General features: G+C 59.9%; 15 protein-coding genes and 1 pseudogene. 10 read left to right on the top strand and 6 right to left on the bottom strand.

What is annotated here, in order from left to right; all coding sequences use genetic code 11:
* Positions 1-1385 precede the first annotated feature (1385 nt).
* The 3 genes and pseudogenes from P3T43_RS27540 to P3T43_RS27530 all read right to left on the bottom strand — a co-directional run bounded on the left by P3T43_RS27540 (position 1386) and on the right by P3T43_RS27530 (position 3929).
* Positions 1386-2105, bottom strand: coding sequence for a 4'-phosphopantetheinyl transferase family protein (locus P3T43_RS27540; protein WP_429284163.1), 720 nt, complete (start codon positions 2103-2105; stop codon positions 1386-1388).
* Positions 2106-3377: 1272 nt separating this feature from the next.
* Positions 3378-3572: pseudogene (locus P3T43_RS27535) on the bottom strand (magnesium chelatase domain-containing protein); the annotation flags it as partial.
* Between the two features lie 102 nt (positions 3573-3674).
* Positions 3675-3929 carry an accessory factor UbiK family protein gene (locus P3T43_RS27530; protein ID WP_144157807.1) on the bottom strand — a complete coding sequence of 85 codons (255 nt, stop codon included), beginning with the start codon at positions 3927-3929 and terminating at the stop codon, positions 3675-3677.
* Between the two features lie 419 nt (positions 3930-4348).
* On the opposite strand from P3T43_RS27530, the gene P3T43_RS27525 reads away from it, so the two are divergent.
* From P3T43_RS27525 to ptsP, 7 genes are all read left to right on the top strand, one after another.
* A complete protein-coding gene (locus tag P3T43_RS27525; RefSeq protein ID WP_006048089.1) occupies positions 4349-4687 on the top strand; it encodes a P-II family nitrogen regulator in 339 nt (112 codons plus the stop codon).
* A gap of 37 nt (positions 4688-4724) precedes the next feature.
* Positions 4725-6233 (top strand): ammonium transporter, encoded by a 1509-nt coding sequence (locus tag P3T43_RS27520; RefSeq protein ID WP_429284162.1) that lies wholly within the window; start codon positions 4725-4727, stop codon positions 6231-6233.
* 267 nt (positions 6234-6500) lie between these two features.
* Entirely contained in the window at positions 6501-7790 is a 1290-nt protein-coding gene (gene gshA / locus P3T43_RS27515; protein ID WP_429284161.1) for a glutamate--cysteine ligase, read from the top strand.
* A gap of 126 nt (positions 7791-7916) precedes the next feature.
* Positions 7917-8873 carry a glutathione synthase gene (gshB, locus tag P3T43_RS27510; RefSeq protein ID WP_429284160.1) on the top strand — a complete coding sequence of 319 codons (957 nt, stop codon included), beginning with the start codon at positions 7917-7919 and terminating at the stop codon, positions 8871-8873.
* A 315-nt stretch (positions 8874-9188) separates the two neighbouring features.
* Positions 9189-9680 (top strand): PTS sugar transporter subunit IIA, encoded by a 492-nt coding sequence (locus tag P3T43_RS27505; protein WP_429284159.1) that lies wholly within the window; start codon positions 9189-9191, stop codon positions 9678-9680.
* Positions 9681-9745: 65 nt separating this feature from the next.
* Positions 9746-10015 carry an HPr family phosphocarrier protein gene (locus P3T43_RS27500; RefSeq protein ID WP_424063460.1) on the top strand — a complete coding sequence of 90 codons (270 nt, stop codon included), beginning with the start codon at positions 9746-9748 and terminating at the stop codon, positions 10013-10015.
* A 198-nt stretch (positions 10016-10213) separates the two neighbouring features.
* Positions 10214-11965 (top strand): phosphoenolpyruvate--protein phosphotransferase, encoded by a 1752-nt coding sequence (gene ptsP / locus P3T43_RS27495; protein ID WP_429284158.1) that lies wholly within the window; start codon positions 10214-10216, stop codon positions 11963-11965.
* 56 nt (positions 11966-12021) lie between these two features.
* On the opposite strand, the gene P3T43_RS27490 is transcribed toward ptsP, so the two are convergent.
* The 3 genes from P3T43_RS27490 to gpmA form a co-directional block, all read right to left on the bottom strand.
* The gene (locus tag P3T43_RS27490) at positions 12022-12780 is read right to left on the bottom strand and encodes a HesA/MoeB/ThiF family protein (protein ID WP_429284157.1); all 759 of its coding nucleotides are present in this window, start codon (positions 12778-12780) and stop codon (positions 12022-12024) included.
* Positions 12781-12949: 169 nt separating this feature from the next.
* Positions 12950-14554: a S41 family peptidase gene (locus P3T43_RS27485; protein WP_429284156.1), complete on the bottom strand. Its 1605-nt coding sequence runs from the start codon at positions 14552-14554 to the stop codon at positions 12950-12952.
* A gap of 353 nt (positions 14555-14907) precedes the next feature.
* Positions 14908-15654, bottom strand: coding sequence for a 2,3-diphosphoglycerate-dependent phosphoglycerate mutase (gene gpmA, locus P3T43_RS27480; protein WP_429284155.1), 747 nt, complete (start codon positions 15652-15654; stop codon positions 14908-14910).
* Positions 15655-15801: 147 nt separating this feature from the next.
* Here gpmA and P3T43_RS27475 point away from each other — a divergent pair, with 147 nt between their 5' ends.
* The 3 genes from P3T43_RS27475 to secB all read left to right on the top strand — a co-directional run bounded on the left by P3T43_RS27475 (position 15802) and on the right by secB (position 17160).
* Complete coding sequence (locus P3T43_RS27475; protein WP_429284154.1) at positions 15802-16227, top strand: rhodanese-like domain-containing protein; 426 nt, start codon at positions 15802-15804, stop codon at positions 16225-16227.
* Positions 16224-16484, top strand: a complete 261-nt coding sequence (gene grxC, locus P3T43_RS27470; RefSeq protein WP_074300906.1) for a glutaredoxin 3 — start codon at positions 16224-16226, stop codon at positions 16482-16484. Before P3T43_RS27475 ends, grxC begins: the two co-directional genes overlap by 4 nt.
* Before the next feature lie 205 nt (positions 16485-16689).
* Positions 16690-17160, top strand: a complete 471-nt coding sequence (secB, locus tag P3T43_RS27465; RefSeq protein WP_429284153.1) for a protein-export chaperone SecB — start codon at positions 16690-16692, stop codon at positions 17158-17160.
* Positions 17161-17167: the final 7 nt, after the last annotated feature.

The raw sequence follows: 17167 nt of genomic DNA, 5'->3' as shown, positions 1-17167 counted from the left end.
CTCGATATACGACGGAGTAATGCACTAGCTTCATCAGCTGATGTTGATGGAACATCTAAACTTATACCCAAAACAAACTACCGCTCGTTTCGGCGCTCGACCGTCAATTCGATTGGCTCAGCCGAAGCTGCACGTGTAAAGCCGATGCTTCTAACCATTCAACTTTGTAATCAACCGTAGGCTGATTGACAAAGCCCCCGGAGAACTGATCATTTGTCTGACGATAACACGAACAATTTACTCTGTGTCAAGCATGATCAAAAATTTGCGTAGAAGTTCAGGAGTCGTCTTCACATTCAACTATGCCGAATGAATCGATCAGGGTGGTCGCCGCCCGTTTTGTCAGTTTTAGGGGGTTTTAGGCAAGGTGCTGAATCGCTTCAGTCGTCACAGGCACTTATGTGGCGACGGCTTTGTGCTCGTGTTCGGCCGGTATTTGCTGTCCGCTGCAAGTCGGCCTGACGGGTGACGGCCAATGTATCTGGTCAACAGCGGCTTGGTGACGTCGCTGATCGATGAAACGCGTTGTTCCAGAACTGCGCGAACTTTACAGCAACTATGGTGGTACATGTGCGACTTGAATCACTCCCACAAGGTCGTGATGGAATTCGCCGCTGCGAAGGCTGCTGCAATTTCTAGCGACATTCTGGTTCCGTTAGCGGCGACTGTTCGGCGGCGATGATCTCAGGCGGAAGCTTTTATCTTTTTAGCATGGATTGCACGCTGATAAGGCACGGGAGTCCATCGAAGATAGACGGATATACGTGCTGTGGGAGGTTCAATTTGCGCTCGATGGCGTTGCTCCCGAGTCTAATTATCGGAAGAGGCGAACTCACGATACCGTTGTCAAGGGAGCGTTTTCACACTGCAATGATTGCCGGTAACCGTACCTGATCTTCAGCGCACGTTGCTTAAGGGCATCTGGGATGCGATCGATCGGCCTGCTGGATCCGCCTCTGCGAGACAATCGACGATACGATTGTTCGGTGGCCGAGGTCGGAATCCTGTAATTCGAATTCTTAGAGGCAAATGTTTTCGGCCGACGGTTGGAATTTCAATGCGAAACGGCTGATTGGGCGAGCTACTTTGGCTGGATGCTCAGCGCCTAGTTAAGAGATTTACCCGTTCGCGAGATCTTTAGCGATACGTCAGGGGAGATGTCGAGAAGGATAGATGCCGTTGACGTGGTCTGAATGGATAGCTCCAATCGCACAGGAACCGATTGCCGCGCTCGGGTTGCATGAAAACTATCGACGAAGACGACGTAACTCATGTGCGCGAACGTTGTTCGCCTTCTCCAAATGACTGGCTCGACGACGAAGAGGGAGAGCTTACCTTGGAAAGTATGCAAATCGCTGTACGCCTCAAGAGGGTACACAAACTGTTTAATTATTTCGCGATGGCCCGTATGCGATGCATGCCGGATGTTCATCAACATCGAACAGCCAATGAAAGCGCAGCATATGCGCGTTGACTAACGCAGACGTCTCCTTGACTACGGGCTGTTGGACACCTTGAGAGGTTGGATCTACTATCAAATTTAGCAGGTCCTCGGCAATGCCGATACCCATCGCCTTAAGAATGGCTTCCTTCGCAACCCAGTAGCGCATGAAGAGTTCAGACTGCATTTGCTCCGGTGCGTCCTGCAAGACTTGTTGCTCGCCGCCGGTACAAACGAGCGCAGCGAGTTCCCGCCAATGAAGTGATGGGTCGCGAAGCTCCAGATCCACGCCTACGACACGCCGATCGGAAATCGCAAGCAGCGCAGCATTGCCGGAATGCGAAACGTTGAATGACAACTCTGGATGATCTGGTAGTTCGAGTCGCCCTCGCTCATTTGCGACGAATAGCAGTTCGTTTGGAGGCACTCCAAGTCGGGCGCCAAGTAGTTTTCGCAAGGTTGAGCGTGTTGTTATGAAGCGTCTGCGATCATCGCGCCGTACATAGCGATCTGCGCGCGCACGCTCAGCAACATCGAGGTTTAGGTGAATCGTATCCTCGAGAGCAGCAACGTCTCGCATGTCGACATGCCAGAGAGTGACGTCGTCTGGCCACCGTCCGTTACTTGGAATGCGTGCCGCCAAGTCAATGTCGTTTCCGCGCATACCTGTCCATTCTCCTTTCAAATTCCCTATGCTATGCGAGCATAGCTTGCTAGATCCTGTAACGCTTCTGGTGTCTGTCGACCGGAAGAATCCCAAAGCTTTTCCCGTGGCTTGCAAATGACCTCTGCATCAAGAGATTTCAAGTCCCAAGACTCGATACCTCCCGCAACTTTTGTGGATTTGTTCTTCTGTCGCTGGAATGATCCATGCGAATTGTATGCATCACTTTCTCAAGGGAGGCCCGTGGGATGCGTGGCTGCGGATGAAAAGCACCTGGGGACCGCCGCTCTCTACACTTGAGCGTGCGCAATGATATCTGACCTAATACTAAAAGCGTAGAACGTTAGGGCTTGTACGCGGTCGCGCTGTCTTATCGCCATATCTAATCAAAACGTAAGTCAGTAGATTCCAGCACTGCGACTGCGTTAGCCTGTCGCGAAGTAGTTGTCTTTGCCTGTGGTTTTGAGTTAATCGAACTGCCTCCCATTCCGCACGGCGAAGCTCTCTTTCGAATTCCCTGCGCGAGACACTATTTGTCTACATCGCGAGCCAATAGATCAATGCGGCCGAGATTGATTAAATTTTCAGCGCGTAAGTTGAAATGCGCTGTCGCAGCCAGCCGTTTTTCGATCTGTATTCAAGCCATCAACACAACTAAAATTTAAGACTTTGGCTCGTATTTGTCAGGCCTACTTAGTGACTGGGAATTGCAGCTCGGCGATCGCAAAATCAATCTCACATGCAAGCATCAGCTTTGAGTTTCGCTTGTTTGAGATTTAGCCAACCATTTGCGCCTCGTAATCTTCAAGTTTCAGAACGCAAGTTTATAGAGCGTATGCGTATTGAAGATTGATGCGGAATGGCAGCGATCATCGATAGCGCTATCGCTGAAGAAACGCTCAAATTCGGATAACTGCTTAACGTGTTGCAGCGGATTAGGATTTCGACGCAAAGCCTATAACTCGAGAGAGTTAGAAGGTTTATGACAGGAGTCGCGGGGGTATAGCGTTACTCCATGATGTGTAAGGCAAAAATGACTGCCGGCTGATTCGGACAGCCAGTTGCAAAAAACGATCGAAAATTCTAAGACGATGGACTTTATCAATCAACAGACGTATTTCGCTCGCCAATATGAGTTTGCGGTGAGTGCGCAAAATTCATTCGGATTGTTGCCAATCCGGGCAGCACTCGGTCCAGACGCCTGAATGGCTGGAGTCAACACACGCTTCGTTACCTTGCTCAAAAAAAAAGAAATTTGCCTTGACTACATTTGATGCGACGAACTGGAAAGTCGAAGCCGCAGTTTTGCAGCGCGGCGCGGACACGTTCGCGGCTTTCGCGCACTTCGAGATCGGGAAGTCCTACGATGGAAAAAGAGGGTAATCCGTTGGCGAGGTGGACCTCGACCGTTACTTCAGGCGCGCGGCCAGAGGCCGGCGCGCGACTGCGCACCACGGCAAGCGACATGTTTTCTCCCGTCAGACGGCGCGCCGGCGGCGCGCGCGACTCCCTAAAACGCTGATGACGTCACGGCTCGCTTGCCTGTGATGTGCAGCATTCGAAACTGCGTCAGGACGTGTGCGTCACCGGCAGCTTCTGTTCGAGCTCGGCGACACGCCGCTCCAGTTCCTCCAGCCGGGCGCGCGTGCGCACCAGTACCTGGGTCTGGGTATCGAATTCCTCGCGCGTGACCAGATCGAGCTTGGAGAAGCCCTGCGACAGCATGGCCTTGACGTTGCGTTCGACATCTTTGGCCGGCGAGTTCTTGAGCAGATCGCTCACGCGAGCCTGAAAATCGTTGAAGACGTCGTTTGGTTGTTTCATGGTGTTCCCCTTGGGTGCACAAAAAGTGTGCATATCTCATTACGTCTGTGCCCCGGCTTCTTCGATGCGCGATTCTGGTGCGTGACCAATTCACCCCTCCCGCGGCATGAGCGCCTTTGGTGCGCGCATTCGTATCCGTTGCGTGCGAACACTCTAGCAACGATCCAGGCGGCGCGCCACCGTCCACCGGCCACGTTAGCCATCCGGCCAGGGGCAAGCAGGGCGTTTTGGGGTACCGGTTCCAGCCCTCCTGAAAGGCACTTGGCATGCGAGTTGCTGTTACTGCCCGGCGCGCACCGCCGGCTGGTTTTTACCGGCGCTGCATCGAATGCGGTTTGAACACCGGTCGCAGATCGACGCAACGGTCCAGGGGAAACAGAGGTTACGCAAACGGGTTACGCAACTACAGCGAGGATTTCATGAAACTGATTACCGCAATCATCAAGCCGTTCAAGCTCGATGAGGCGCGCGAAGCCTTGTCGGCAATCGGCGTCTCCGGAATCACGGTGACGGAAGTGAAGGGCTTTGGGCGTCAGAAAGGCCACACCGAGCTGTACCGCGGCGCAGAGTACGTGGTCGATTTTCTGCCGAAAGTGAAGATCGAGGCCGCGGTCTCGGACGACATCGTCGATCAGGCCATCGAAGCGCTCGAACGTGCGGCACGCACCGGCAAGATCGGCGACGGCAAGATTTTCGTCACGCCGATCGAGCAAGTGATTCGGATTCGCACCGGGGAGACCGGGGCGGACGCCCTGTAATTAGAACGATAGCGACTAGCTACAAGAGGAAAACAAGATGCGCAAATTAATGATGTCCCTGCTGATGGCCGGATCGCTGCTCGCGGGCGGTGTCGGCGTCGCTCTCGCGGACGACGCGTCCGCACCCGCAGCGGCCTCGGCGCCTGCCGATACGACCGCAAGTGCTCCGGCGCCTGACGCATCCGCAGCCGCGGCCGCAGCCTCGGCGCCGGCAGCCGACGCATCCGCTCCGGCAACCGCCACGGCGGCATCCGCACCGGATGCATCGGCCGCAGCAGCCGCCGCCGCACCGGCCGCGCCGACCGCACCGTTCTCGGTCGACTCGTCGAAGATCAACTCCGGCGACACCGCCTGGATGCTGACCTCCACCGCGCTCGTGCTGTTCATGACGATCCCGGGTCTCGCACTGTTCTACGGCGGCATGGTCCGCAAGAAGAACGTGCTGGCGACGCTGATGCAAAGCTTCGCGATCACCTGCGTCGTGACGATCGTCTGGGTGGTGGTGGGTTACAGCATCGCGTTCACGCCTGGCGGCATGTTCATCGGCGGCTTCTCGCGCATCTTCATGTCGGGGATGAACTATATCCACGGCGACAAGGCGACTACGCTGACCGTGAGCCACCTGGCTCCGACGATCCCGGAAACGGTCTACTGCGTGTATCAGATGACCTTCGCGATCATCACGCCGGCGCTGATCACCGGTGCCTTTGCTGACCGGATGAAGTTCTCCGCGATGCTGGTGTTCATGACGCTGTGGTCGATCATCGTCTACTCGCCGATCGCGCACATGGTCTGGGAACCGACCGGCTGGCTGGCTACGGCAGGCATCCTCGACTTCGCCGGCGGCACGGTGGTGCACATCAACGCCGGTATCGCGGGTCTGGTGTGCTGCCTGGTACTCGGCAAGCGCGTCGGCTACGGCAAGGAAGTGATGGCTCCGCACAACCTCACGCTGACGCTGATTGGTGGCGCGATGCTGTGGGTGGGCTGGTTCGGTTTCAACGCAGGTTCCGCCGTGGCAGCAGACGGCCGTGCCGGCTTCGCCATGTTCGCCACGCAAGTCGCAACGGCAGCCGCAGCACTCGCATGGATGTTTGCTGAGTGGATCGCCAAGGGCAAGCCTTCGGTGCTCGGTATCGTGTCGGGTGCAGTGGCAGGTCTGGTGGCGATTACGCCGGCTTCGGGCTTCGTCGGTATCGGCGGTTCGCTGGTCATCGGTATCGCCGCAGGCGTGATCTGCTTCTGGTCGGCAACGTGGCTCAAGGCCAAGCTCGGCTATGACGATTCGCTCGACGCATTCGGCGTGCACTGTATCGGCGGGATCGTCGGCGCACTGCTCACCGGCGTGTTCGCAGTCAAGGACATCGGCGGCGCGGACGGCAGCGTCATCCTGCAGGCCAAGGGCGTGCTGACGACGCTGGTGTACAGCGGCGTGGTGAGCTTCGTCCTGCTGAAGGTCATCGACCTGGTGATGGGCATCCGCGTGACGGAAGAAGAGGAACGCGAAGGCCTGGACGTCAGCCTGCACGGCGAACACGTCGAATAAGGTTGCAAGGCTTCAAGGGCTTTACGTATCACGATCACGAAATCAAGCGCAGCGACTTTGGCCCGCCTTCTGGCGGGCCTTTTTCTTGTGGGTCCGCAATCTGCTGCGCATGGATGAATCGCGCTAAACTCGTTGGCAGGAGCCGTTCCCGCCGCTATCGTGCCGATAGCCAGAACGCATCGGTCCCTGCTTGCGAATGGAGAAACCGTCCCCAAATGGGCAGAGCGTTTGCTCTACAATCTTTTTTCTCCAGTCTGCGAGTGATCAATGGTTCCGCACCTAGTTACGGCGTTAAACGGCCCGCTGCTCGACCTCGAGCGGAAGATCCTCGACGCAACACCCGCTATCGAACGTTGGTTCCGTCTTGAATGGCAGGAACATACGCCGCCGTTTTATTGCTCGGTCGATCTGCGAAACGCGGGTTTCAAACTCGCGCCGGTCGACACCAATCTGTTCCCCGGCGCGTTCAATAACCTGCCGCAGGAAGTGTTGCCGCTTGCCGTGCAGGCGGCGATGGCCTCGATCGAAAAAATCTGTCCGGACGCTAAGAACCTGCTCGTCATTCCGGAGGGGCACACGCGTAACGCGTTTTATCTGGAGAACGTCGCGCGGCTCGCGACCATCATGCGTCAGGCCGGGCTGAACGTGCGTTTCGGCACGCTCGACGAAAGCATTGTCGGGCCGGTCACCATTGCGCTGTCGGACGGTCAGAAGATCGTGCTCGAACCGCTCGAACGCACGCCGCGCAGACTCGGGCTGAAGAACTTCGATCCGTGTTCGATTCTCCTGAACAATGATCTGTCAGGCGGCATTCCGCCGATCCTCGAAAATCTGCACGAGCAATACCTGCTGCCGCCGCTGCATGCGGCGTGGGCGGTGCGCCGCAAGTCGACACACTTCTCCTGTTACGACGACGTCGCGAAGAAGTTCGCCAAGATGGTCGAGATCGACCCATGGATGATCAATCCTTATTTTGCGCATGTGGAAGGCGTCGATTTCCAGGAGCGCACAGGTGAAGAAGCGCTGGCCGACGCGATCGACGGCGTGCTGAAGAAGATTGCCAGGAAGTACCGCGAATACGGCATTTCCGAGAAGCCCTATGTGGTGATCAAGTCAGACGCGGGCACCTACGGCATGGGCGTGATGACGGTGCACGATGCGTCCGAAGTCGCTGCGCTCACCAAGCGCGAGCGCACGAAGATGGCTGCCACCAAGGACGGCCTCGAAGTGCATGACGTGATCGTGCAGGAAGGGGTTTACACTTTTGAGCGCATCGGTGAGGAAGTGGCCGAGCCGGTCGTGTACATGATCGACCGTTACGTTGTGGGTGGTTTCTACCGCGTGCACGGTAGCCGCGAGCGCGACCAGAACCTCAATGCGCCGGGTATGCATTTCGTGCCGCTCGGCTTCGAACACACCGCATTGCCCGACGCGCATGCAAAGCCGGGCGCGGCGCCGCCGAACCGCTTCTATATGTACGGCGTGGTGGCGCGGCTTGGACTGCTGGCCGCTTCGGTCGAGCTCGAAAAGACCGATCCGGAAGCCATTCAGGTCTGAGTTCGGACCTCGCGTCTGTTTATTTCGGCGCAGCGCAGCTGCGCCTGACCGACGGGCGGCGCGAAGCACGCAACCGCCCTTGTTTAACGCATCATGCCAAGCCCATCAGGGCGCATCAGGACCCCCATGGACATTCTGTTTATCGCCGATCCGCTGGATCACTTCAAGATCTACAAGGATTCGACCTACGCGATGATGGCCGAGGCCGCGCGGCGCGGCCACACGCTCTACACCTGCGAGCCGAAACATCTGGCGTGGACGGGGGCGGATGTCGAGGCGAACGTGCAGCGCTTTGCGATCGTCGGCGATCAGACGGACGGCCATCGCGAGACCTGGTACGCGGCCGATGCCGCTGCGCCGCGCTCGCTGAAGAGCTTCAGCGCAGTGGTGATGCGCAAAGATCCGCCGTTCGATATGGAGTACGTGACGTCGACATGGCTGCTCGAGCTTGCAGAACGCGGCGGCGCCCGCATCTTTAATAAGCCGCAGGCGATTCGCGATCACTCCGAGAAGCTGGCCATCGGCGAATTTCCGCAGTTCGTGGCGCCGACGCTAGTGACGCGCGACGCGGCAAGGCTGCGTGCCTTTCACGCCGAGCATGGCGACGTGATCCTGAAGCCGCTCGACGGCATGGGCGGCATGGGCGTGTTTCGGGTGAAGGCCGACGGCATGAACCTCGGTTCGATCATCGAAATGCTGAGCCACGACGGCGCGCGTTCGGTGATGGCGCAGAAATTCATCCCGGAGATCAAGGACGGCGACAAGCGCATCTTGCTGATCGGCGGCCAGCCGGTGCCGTTTGCGCTCGCGCGGATTCCGCAGGGCAATGAAGTGCGCGGCAATCTGGCCGCGGGCGGCCTCGGGGTCGCGCAGCCGCTGAGCGCGCACGACCGCCACGTTGCCGAAACGCTTGCGCCGGTGCTGGCGGCACGCGGGCTTTTGCTGGTAGGCCTCGATGCAATCGGCGACTACCTGACCGAGGTGAACGTAACCAGCCCGACGTGCTTCCGTGAAATCATGGAGCAGACCGGTTTCGACGTCGCCGGCATGTTTATCGACGCGCTGGAGCGTGCGGCCGCGTAGGGAGCGAGGAGCGAACGCGTGGCGCAAGCGTGAAAATGGGCCTGTTACAATGCCCGCTCCTCAGCGGCGCCCAGCGCCCAGCGCCCGGCGTCATGGCGACGCACCGCAGCGAAGGTTGGCTGCGCAGTCGGCGTGAAAGGCGCAGCCGCAGAGATGAAGCAGGCATGACGCACGCATCGCCCGGCAGCACAGGCCAGGCAGGCGGGCGTCGAGAAACGCCGATCCGACCCTCACGACCATCGGCCGGTCAAGGGTGTGACGACCCGGTGCATACCGGGCCAAGGTTCAGGGCCGTTTTTTTGCAGCAAGGCTGACATGGCAGGCATTCTGATCATTGCACACGCTCCTCTCGCCACCGCGTTGAGGGACTGTATCGCGCACGTCTACGGTGGCTTACCGGCTCGTATCGGTGTCATCGACGTGTCGCCGGATTGCGATCCCGCAGAGGTGGTCGCATTCGCGTACTCGGAAATCGAGCGGCTCAAGGAAGAGAACGGCGCGCTCGTGCTGACCGACATGTTCGGTGCAACGCCCTCCAACATCGCCGCGCGACTCGCAACGCTACCGGAAGTGCGCGTGCTGGCGGGCGTGAATCTGCCGATGCTGCTGCGCGCCGTCTGCTATCGCGCAACGCCGCTCGACACGCTCGTCGACAAGGCGTTGTCCGGCGCGACGAAGGGGGTACAGCCTATCGTCCCGGGCACGCCCGCAGCGGTCACGTCGCCTTCCACGCTGGTGGACTGTGCACCGCCGGTCATGCCTCCCGAGGGCGATTTCAAGCAGAAGCTGGGCTCGACGAGCGTCTAACGGTTTCAATACGGTTTCATTTTCATCCTTCATAACATCTCATTACCCGCGCTTCGGACCATCACATGCTGCAACAGGAAACGACTATCGTGAACAAGCTGGGCCTGCACGCGCGCGCGTCGGCCAAACTGACTCAGCTGGCGGGTAACTTCCAGGCTGAAATCTGGATGAGCCGCAATGGCCGGCGCATCAACGCAAAAAGCATCATGGGCGTGATGATGCTGGCTGCGGGTATCGGCAGCACGGTGCTGATCGAAACCGAAGGCTCGGACGAGCAGGACGCCATGGACGCCTTGCTCAAACTGATTGCCGATAAATTCGGCGAGGGTCAGTAAAGGGCTGCGCGCACGGCTTTGTTCAGGCCATCACGCCGCGGTTTTCCGCGGCGTTTTTTTTAACCCGTCACAATGGGCCGTGTTGCGCTGCACATCCGCGAAACGCGCGTTGAGTGGCTGCGGAATTTATAATGGCGAGCAAGGTCTGAGAGCATTGCAGCGGTCCACCGCGGCATTACACAACTAGAGGAGGTGCGCGTGTCCTTCACGCTGCATGGAATTCCCGTGTCACGCGGTATTGCCATCGGGCGGGCCTATCTGATCGCCCCAGCGGCACTCGACGTCGACCATTATCTGATCGAACCTGCCCAGATCGAGGGTGAGGTCGAGCGTTTCCGCTCGGCCCAGCAACTCGTGCACGGGGAGCTCGACGCATTGCGCGAAGATCTCGCGGCCGACGCGCCGAGCGAGATGGGCGCGTTCATCAATGTTCATTCAATGATCCTGAACGATGCCATGCTCGTTCAGGAAACCATCGACCTGATCCGCACGCGCCGCTATAACGTCGAATGGGCGCTCACCGAGCAGCTCGAGCGTCTTTCGCGCCACTTCGACGACATCGAAGACGAATATCTGCGCGAACGCAAAGCCGATATCCAGCAGGTAGTCGAACGCGTACTGAAAGCGCTGGCCGGCGCATCGGCGGGAAGCCTCGTGCAGAACGTGCACGGCGCCTGCGATGAAATGATCGTCGTCGCGCACGACATCGCGCCTGCCGACATGATGCAGTTCAAGACGCAGACGTTCCAGGGCTTCGTCACGGACCTGGGTGGACGGACTTCGCACACGGCCATTGTCGCGCGCAGCCTCGGCATTCCGGCGGCAGTCGGCGTGCAGCATGCGAGCGCGCTGATTCGCCAGGACGACCTGATCATCGTCGACGGCGATCACGGCATTGTGATCGTCGATCCCGCGCCGATCGTGCTCGAGGAATATTCGTACCGGCAAAGCGAGAAGGCGCTCGAGCAGCGCAAGCTGCAGCGTCTGAAGTTCTCACCCACGCAGACGCTGTGCGGCACGCGTATCGAGTTGTGCGCGAACATCGAATTGCCCGACGACGCCAAGGCGGCAGTGGATGCCGGTGCGACCGGCATCGGCCTGTTCCGCACCGAGTTCCTGTTCATGAATCACAAGGACAAGCTGCCGGCCGAAGAGGAGCAGTTCGAGGCGTACAAGCGCGCCGTGGAACTGATGAACGGGTTGCCGGTGACGATCCGTACCATCGACGTGGGCGCGGACAAGCCGCTCGATTCGATGAACAGCGGCGACGGTTACGAGACCGCTGCCAACCCCGCGCTGGGGTTGCGGGCCATCCGCTGGAGCCTGTCCGAGCCGCACATGTTCCTGACGCAGTTGCGCGCGATTCTGCGGGCGTCGGCGTTCGGCACGGTGAAGATCCTGATTCCGATGCTCGCGCACGCGCAGGAGATCGATCAGACGCTCGACCTGATTCGCGAAGCCAAACGGCAACTGGACGATGCGGGCCTCGTCTACGACCCGAATGTGCAGGTCGGCGCGATGATCGAGATCCCAGCGGCGGCGATTGCGTTGCCGCTGTTCCTGAAGCGGCTCGATTTCCTCTCGATCGGCACCAACGATCTGATCCAGTACACGCTGGCAATCGATCGCGCCGACAACGCCGTCGCGCACCTGTACGACCCGCTGCACCCGGCGGTGCTGCATCTGATCGCCTTCACGCTGCGCGAGGCGAAGCGGGCGGGGGTGCCGGTATCGGTATGCGGTGAGATGGCGGGCGATCCGGCGTTGACGCGTCTATTGCTCGGTATGGGACTCACCGAGTTTTCCATGCATCCGAGCCAGTTGCTGGTCGTGAAGCAGGAGATCCTGCGCTCGCATGTGAAGACGCTGGAGAAGCCGGTGGCGGATGTGCTGGCTTCGTTCGAGCCGGAAGAGGTGCAGGCCGCCTTGAAGCGGGTGATGCTGGCTTGAGTCGTGGGTGGCGCCGCTTTCGAGCGGCGCCAAGGTGTTGGGATGTCCCGCTTGTCTTAACTACGATGCGCTTCGCCGCACACCGGGCAATCCGGCTGGCGCGCGAGGCGCATGGTATTCCACTCCATGCGCAGCGAGTCGAGCATCATCAAACGGCCCACGAGCGTCGTACCGATTCCCGCAATCACACGCAATGCCTCCGCTGCCTGCATCGCGCCAATGATCCCCACGGTTGGCGCAAACACGCCCATTGTCGAGCAGGCCACTTCCTCGAACGGCTGATCTTCCGGAAACACGCACGCGTAGCAGGGCGACGCCGGGTCGCGGAAGTCGAACGTGCTGATCTGGCCGTCGAAACGCAACGCCGCACCTGAGACGAGCGGCACCCGGTGCGTTACGCACGCACGGTTGATGGCATGCCGGGTGGCGAAGTTATCCGTGCAATCGAGCACGACGGTGGCGTGCGGTACAGCCGCGTCGAGCCAGGCGTCGTCCACGCGTTGGGCGATCGCGTCCACCACCACCTCGGGGTTGAGCTGCGCAATCGCATCGCGACCGGATTCGACTTTGCTGCGGCCGACCGAAGCCGTCACGTGCAGGATCTGACGTTGCAGGTTGGTGAGGTCGACCGTGTCGGCATCCACGAGGGTGAGCTTGCCGACGCCGGCTGCGGCGAGATACATCGCGGCAGGTGAGCCAAGCCCGCCGGCGCCGACGACGATCGCATGCGCATCGAGAAAGCGCTGTTGAGCCTCGATGCCGAGTTCGTCGACGAGGATATGGCGGGAGTAACGGAGCAGTTGATCGTCGTTCATGGCGGGGGCGCAGGAGTGAATCGCGCAGTGACGGCAGACAGGCCGACGGCCTGCAAGGTCAGGCATTGCCTGTTGCGCGAGTTTTCGTTCGGGTTATTTTAATCGCGCTGAAGGAGAGGGTCTTCGCAGCATGCGCTGCGAAGACCCTTAGGTGAAACTTGCTGCCTGGTTAGTTGCTTTGCGAGGCCGGCGTCGGCGCGGACGCCGGCGTGGTGCCCGATGCGCCCGTGCCCGGAACCTGCGCGGTCGATTTGACAGCCACCGGCGCCGAAGCCGATTGTTCCGGCTTGTTCTGCGCAAGACGGCGTTCCGAGAGCGACTTCGACTCCTGCACCGGCTTGCCTTCCAGCTTGTTCAGGCCTTGTTGCAGCATGAAGTCGTCTGCCGAACCGAACTCGACCGGCTTACGGTCGCGGTCTTTCTGACGTTGTTCCGGCGTTTTCTTGTCGTTCTGCTCTTCAAGAATACGCAGCTGTTCCATACGGTCCGTCTCGCGCTGATCCTGTTCCTTCTTCTCATTCGGATCTTGCGTGTTGGCAAGGTGATTCGAGTAGTCGACTTCGCGCGTCACCAGTGCGTCGTCCGGATCGCCGTCCGCATATTGATCCACTGCGAGGTCCGGGCGAATGCCCTTGTTCTGGATGGAGCGGCCGCTCGGCGTGTAGTAGTACGCCGTGGTCAGACGCAGTGCCGTGTCAGCGGTCATTGGGCGCACGGTCTGCACCGAACCCTTGCCGAACGACGTCTTGCCGACGATCAGCGCGCGATGCTGGTCCTGCAGCGCACCGGCGACGATTTCCGATGCCGACGCCGAGTAGGCGTTGGTCAGCACGATCATCGGCACGGTCTTGAAGATCGGCGCTTCGTCTTTCAGCGGATCGCTGTCGAACGACGGCAGGCGGTAGTTATCGTAGGTGTCGCGGTAGACCTGTTTCGAGTCAGGAATCTGCCCGTTGGTCGACACCACCACCGAATCCGGCGGCAGGAACGCACCCGCGACGCCAACCGCGCTTTGCAGCAAACCGCCGCCGTTGTTGCGCAGGTCGAGGACAAGGCCCTTCAGGTTCGGCTGCTGACGCGCGATTTCCTGCAGCTTTTCTGCCAGATCAGGTGTGGTGCGTTCCTGGAAGCTGGTGATGCGGATGTACGCATAGCCCGGCGCCAGAATCTTCATCTTCACGCTCTGCACGCGGATGATGGCGCGCGTGACCGTGAGCGGGAAGGTGCGGTCGTCGGTCTTGCGGAAGATCGTGAGCGTGACCTTGGTGCCTGGGTCGCCACGCATCTGCTTGACGGCCTGGTCGAGCGTCATGCCGCGCACCGGCTTGTCGTTGATGCGCGTGATCAGGTCGCCCGGCCGGATGCCGGCGCGGAACGCAGGCGTGTCTTCGATCGGCGAGATCACCTTGATCAGGCCGTCTTCCGACGAAATTTCAATACCGAGGCCGGCGAAACGGCCCTTGGTCTGCTCCTGCAGTTCTTCGTAATCGGTCTTGTCGAGATACGACGAGTGGGGGTCGAGGCTCGACACCATGCCCTTGATAGCGGCCGTCAGCAATTTCTTGTCGTCGACCGGTTCCACATATTCATGCTTGATCTGCCCGAACACTTCGGCAAAGAGCCGCAACTGGTCGAGCGGCAACGGCGCGGCCGCGTTAACGGCAGCCGCGCTGCTGGCGGGCTGCTGGGCCGAGGCCGAAAGTTGCAGAGTTGCAAAAACGCCGGTAACAAGGCCCGCGGCAATCAGGCCGATATTTTTCAGGTTCTTTCGCATAGAGTCTGTTGCGGTCGGAAGCGCGTGGCAGCGTCAAAGAGATGGGGACGGACAAGTATAACTGCACACCTGCTCAGGCAGTGCACAGCATCGTAATCGCAGTTCGACAGCCTGTGGCGTGTCAGGTTCTGGGGATTTGCCCTGTGGTACGGAAGAAATGTCCCGTAATAGGGGAGGGTTGGGCCCGCCACGGCGGCGCAGGCCACCGTGCGCTGCGCACCCGGCTGCTGTTTGCCGGTGTGCACAGTGCGTTTATGGCAGTGTTGAATTGCGCGTTCTGAAGCCAATGCGCACGCTCCGCCGGCGGTCAATCAGGAGCCCAAACGAGCGCCGGGCAGGCCCGCCGCGCGGAATCAGCCTGCCTTGCCCTGCTTGGCAACCGCAGCCTGGGCCTTCGCGATGGCTTCCGGGTCTCCCAGATAGTAGTGCGTGATGGGCTTCAGGTTCTCGTCCAGTTCATAGACGAGCGGTACGCCGTTCGGGATGTTCAGACCGACGATGGCGTCGTCCGAAATGTTGTCGAGATATTTGACCAGCGCGCGGATCGAATTGCCGTGCGCGGCGATCACCACCTTGCGGCCGGACTTGATGGCGGGCGCGATCGACTCGTTCCAGACCGGCAGCACGCGTGCCACCGTGTCTTTCAGGCACTCGGTGAGCGGCAACTGTTCGCGCGGCACCTTGGCGTAGCGCGGGTCGTTGTAGGCGGTGCGTTCGTCGGACGGGTCGAGCGCCGGCGGCGGCGTGTCGTAGCTGCGGCGCCAGACCAGCACCTGTTCGTCGCCGAACTTCGCCGCGGTTTCCGCCTTGTTCAGGCCGGACAGCGCGCCGTAGTGACGTTCGTTGAGGCGCCATGAATGGACCACCGGCAGATACATCAGGTCCATCTGGTCCTGCACGTGCCACAGCGTGCGGACCGCGCGCTTGAGGACCGACGTGTAGGCGATATCGAACGTATAGCCCGATTCTTTCAGCAGCACGCCAGCCTGCTGCGCTTCACGATTGCCCTGCTCGGTCAGGTCGACGTCGACCCAGCCCGTGAAGCGGTTTTCCTTGTTCCACGTCGATTCGCCGTGGCGGATGAGAACGAGTTTGTACATAAGATGGCCGGTCGGTAGTAAGGAAGCGGTAAAGCGCGGCGGACGCGGCCCGATGGGCCGTCGCCATCGCGTCAGGCGGTTATTTTATAATGGTCGGATTGCCCCTTTCTGATTTTTCCGATTTCTCTCTTTTTCGGCGGATTTTCCGTGAAGTTTTTCACCGATTACACAAACCTTGTACTCATCGCGATCGTCCTCATCTCCGGTGGGTTGCTCCTGTGGCCGACGATCAGCCGCCGGGGCCGCGGCGGCCTGTCCGCCGCGGCTGCCACCCAGCTGATCAACCGGCGCAACGCTGTGGTCATCGACCTGCGGCCGTCCGCGGAATTCGCCAACGGTCATCTGCCCTCGGCACGGCATCTAGAATTCGCCGATCTGCAGGCGAAGGTCGGCCAGCTCGTGAAGAACAAGAGCAACCCGGTGCTGCTGGTATGCCAGACCGGCCAGCAGTCGAACAAGGCGGTACGCGTCGTGCAGGACGCGGGCTATGCCGAAGTCCATGTGCTCGAAGGCGGTCTGAACGCCTGGCAGCAAGCCGGCATGCCGGTTGTGAAACAAGGAGCAGTGAAGTGAACAAGGTAATCATGTACAGCACCCAGGTGTGCCCGTATTGCCAGATGGCCGAACGTCTTTTAAAGTCGCGCGGCGTCGAGAACGTCGAAAAGGTGCTGATCGACAAGGATCCGGCCCGGCGTGAGGAAATGATGAGCCGCACGGGGCGTCGTACGGTGCCCCAGGTGTTCATCGGCGAGACGCATGTGGGCGGCTATGATGACCTTTCCGCGCTTGATCGCGCGGGCGGCCTGATGCCGCTGCTCGAGGCAGCCTGAGGCTGCGCGCTGAAGAGGTAGCTCACAGGCTGCCTTGCTGGCGCCTTGCAGCCGCTACGGTGGGTTAAGCGGCTGCGCGCACGCAAAGCAGTACCCAAACAAGTCGGTTCGTGGACGCCCGTGGTGGGCGGCGCGCACCGCACAGATCCGGCACGTCATGGAAGCATGACGTGCCGCAATGACCATATTCAGGGAATATCCAATCATGTCCGACGAGAATAACCAGCCGTTCTTCAACATCCAGCGCATCTACCTGAAGGACATGTCGCTCGAGCAGCCGAATTCGCCGGCCATCTTCCTCGAACAGGAAATGCCGTCGGTCGAAGTGGAAGTGGACGTGAAGGCCGAGCGCCTCGCCGACACCGTGTTCGAAATCCTCGTCACCGGTACGGTAACGGCCAAGGTGTCGGACAAGGTGGCGTTCCTGATCGAAGCCAAGCAGGCTGGTATTTTCGACATCCGTAACATTCCGGCTGACCAGATCGATCCGCTGGTTGGCATTGCCTGCCCGACGATCCTGTTCCCGTACCTGCGCTCGAACATCGCCGACGCGATTACCCGCGCCGGTTTCCCGCCGATCCACCTCGCCGAAATCAACTTCCAGGCCCTGTACGAGCAACGTCTCGCGCAGATCGGCACGCAAGAAGGCGCGGCGCAGAACGGCGTCACGCACTAAGCGTCGC

This window comes from Paraburkholderia sp. GAS41, from assembly GCF_050436545.1.
Classification (GTDB): domain Bacteria; phylum Pseudomonadota; class Gammaproteobacteria; order Burkholderiales; family Burkholderiaceae; genus Paraburkholderia.
Note: the sequence above shows the minus strand (reverse complement) of the source record. Positions and strands in the feature narration are given on the sequence as shown.

Bases quoted from the DNA above. Each gene is read 5' to 3' on its own strand.
- P3T43_RS27525 (WP_006048089.1), top strand. From the start codon at position 4,349: ATGAAACTGATTACCGCAATCATCAAGCCGTTCAAGCTCGATGAGGCG.
- gshB (WP_429284160.1), top strand. From the start codon at position 7,917: ATGGACATTCTGTTTATCGCCGATCCGCTGGATCACTTCAAGATCTAC.
- gpmA (WP_429284155.1), bottom strand. From the start codon at position 15,654: ATGTACAAACTCGTTCTCATCCGCCACGGCGAATCGACGTGGAACAAG.
- P3T43_RS27485 (WP_429284156.1), bottom strand. From the start codon at position 14,554: ATGCGAAAGAACCTGAAAAATATCGGCCTGATTGCCGCGGGCCTTGTT.
- secB (WP_429284153.1), top strand. From the start codon at position 16,690: ATGTCCGACGAGAATAACCAGCCGTTCTTCAACATCCAGCGCATCTAC.
- P3T43_RS27520 (WP_429284162.1), top strand. From the start codon at position 4,725: ATGCGCAAATTAATGATGTCCCTGCTGATGGCCGGATCGCTGCTCGCG.
- P3T43_RS27540 (WP_429284163.1), bottom strand. From the start codon at position 2,105: ATGCGCGGAAACGACATTGACTTGGCGGCACGCATTCCAAGTAACGGA.
- P3T43_RS27505 (WP_429284159.1), top strand. From the start codon at position 9,189: ATGGCAGGCATTCTGATCATTGCACACGCTCCTCTCGCCACCGCGTTG.
- gshA (WP_429284161.1), top strand. From the start codon at position 6,501: ATGGTTCCGCACCTAGTTACGGCGTTAAACGGCCCGCTGCTCGACCTC.
- P3T43_RS27490 (WP_429284157.1), bottom strand. From the start codon at position 12,780: ATGAACGACGATCAACTGCTCCGTTACTCCCGCCATATCCTCGTCGAC.
- P3T43_RS27530 (WP_144157807.1), bottom strand. From the start codon at position 3,929: ATGAAACAACCAAACGACGTCTTCAACGATTTTCAGGCTCGCGTGAGC.
- P3T43_RS27500 (WP_424063460.1), top strand. From the start codon at position 9,746: ATGCTGCAACAGGAAACGACTATCGTGAACAAGCTGGGCCTGCACGCG.